This is a genomic window from Caballeronia jiangsuensis (assembly GCF_046030135.1).
GTDB lineage: Bacteria > Pseudomonadota > Gammaproteobacteria > Burkholderiales > Burkholderiaceae > Caballeronia > Caballeronia jiangsuensis.
The window spans coordinates 1-2,305 of the sequence record NZ_JAQQDB010000091.1 but is presented as its reverse complement, the minus strand read 5'-3'; the positions used below and the strand labels follow the sequence as shown (position 1 = coordinate 2,305).

General features: G+C 62.5%; 1 protein-coding gene. It reads left to right on the top strand.

All coding sequences use genetic code 11. From position 1 onward, the window contains the following. Window positions 1–2,305, top strand: a 2,305-nt coding sequence (locus PQR08_RS38430) for a non-ribosomal peptide synthetase (RefSeq protein ID WP_408164444.1), incomplete at both ends; no start/stop codon positions are given.

Here is a 2,305-nt window from a genome sequence, read left to right as displayed (position 1 = left end):
CTCAGGCACGCTCAGCTACGCCACCGATCTGTTCGATGAAGTCACCATTGCACGGCTGGGTGAACGCTTCACGCGCCTGCTTCAACAAGCGCTCGATCAGCCCGATGCGCCGCTGCATGCGCTCGAACTGGTATTGCCCGAAGAACACGCGCTGCTCGAAGGTTGGAACGACACGGCTGCTGTCTATCCCGAACACGTGTGCATTCATCAACTCTTCGAGCAACAGGTTCGACGCACGCCCGATGCGATCGCGCTCGTATTTGAAGATGAGTCGCTTACTTATTCGCAACTCAACGCGCGTGCAAACCAGCTTGCGCATCACCTGATCGCGCTCGGTGTGAGGCCGGAAGATCGCGTGGCGCTGTGCATGGAGCGTGGTATCGGTATGGTCGTCGCGTTGATGGCTATTCTCAAGGCTGGCGGCGCCTACGTGCCGCTTGATCCGGCGTATCCGGGCGAACGTCTGAGTCATATCCTCACCGATGCCACGCCCCGGCTGCTGCTCGCCGATGCCGCCGGACGCGAAGCGCTGGGCGATATCGGCTCGCTCACCGTGCTCGATCCCGATGCATCGCTCGACGGCTCGTTGTCGCAAGACGATCCGCAAACGGACGTCGCTTCGCATCACCTTGCTTACGTGATCTACACGTCCGGTTCAACAGGCAAACCCAAGGGCGTCGCGATCGAACACCGGAACGCCGTCAACTTCCTGACCTGGAGCCACGAGGCCTTCACGCCGGAAGAGCTTTCGCAAACGTTGTTCGCAACCTCGCTCAATTTCGATCTCTCGATCTACGAATGCTTCGCGCCCTTGACGACAGGCGGAACGGTTCATCTGGTCGACAACGTCCTCGCGCTCATGAGGCGTCCGCAGGAGGTCAGCCTCATCAATACGGTGCCATCGGCTATCACGTCGCTGCTGGATGCGGGTGCATCGCTGGCATCGGTCCGGACGATCAACCTCGCCGGCGAGCCGCTGAAGCTCGCGCTGATGAAGCGAATCTTCGCCGAAACCGGGATCGAGCGGCTGTGCAATCTGTACGGTCCATCCGAGACGACGACGTACTCGACCTGGATTCAGATGCACAAGGGCGAGCGTTTGACGGAAACCATCGGCAAGCCTATCGCGAACACGCAGATTTATCTGCTAGATGCGCAACGCCGGCCGGTGCCGCTCGGCACGGTGGGCGAGCTTTACATCGGTGGCGCAGGCGTGGCGCGTGGCTATCTGAACCGGCCCGAACTTACTGCCGAGCGCTTCCTCGACGATCCCTTCGTACCCGGCGCACGCATGTACCGCACGGGCGACCTCGCACGTTATCGCGCCGACGGCAATATCGAGTTCCTCGGCCGCAACGATCATCAGGTCAAGATTCGCGGCTTCCGTATCGAACTCGGCGAGATCGAAGCGCATTTGACCGATCATCCGGCAGTGCGCGAAGCGGTCGTCATCGCTCGTGCGCGGCATGAGGAGTCGCAAGATCAGCAACTCGTCGCCTATGTCACGCTGACATCCGATATCGATGTCAGCGCCCTGCGCGAATACCTCGCCTCGCACCTGCCCGACTACATGGTGCCTTCGGCCTTCGTCGTGCTCGATGCGCTGCCTCTGACGCCCAACGGCAAGCTCGATCGTCGTGCATTGCCCGATCCGCAAGCCGATGCCTTCGCGCTGCGTCCCTTCGAAGCGCCTCAGGGTGCCACCGAAACCGCGCTCGCCGATCTGTGGGCTGAATTGCTCGGCCTCGAACGCGTCGGTCGGCAGGATAACTTCTTCGCCCTCGGCGGCCACTCGCTGCTTGCCGTGACGCTCATCGAGCGCATGCGCCGCGTCGGATTACACGCCAGCGTGCGCGATCTGTTCGCCACGCCCGTGCTCTGTGCGCTCGCGGCTTCGCTCGAACACGGTGCGGTTACCGCCGAGATCGTCGTGCCGCCCAATGCGATCACTCGTGACTGCACCGCGCTCACTCCGCCCATGCTGCCGCTCATCGCGCTCACGCAGACGGACATCGATCGTATCGTCGCGCAGGTGCCCGGCGGCCTCGCCAACGTGCAAGATATCTACGCGCTCGCGCCGCTGCAGGAAGGCATCCTGTTCCATCACATGCTGACCACCGACGGCGATCCGTATCTGCAAACCGCGCGCATCGCCTTCGATAGCCGTGCGCGGCTCGATGCGTGGCTCGATGCCTTGAAGCAAGTCGTGCGACGCCACGACATCCTGCGCACCGCCTTCATCCACGACGGACTCAGCACGCCCGCGCAAGTGGTCTGGCGTGACGCGCCCCTGGCGATAGACGAA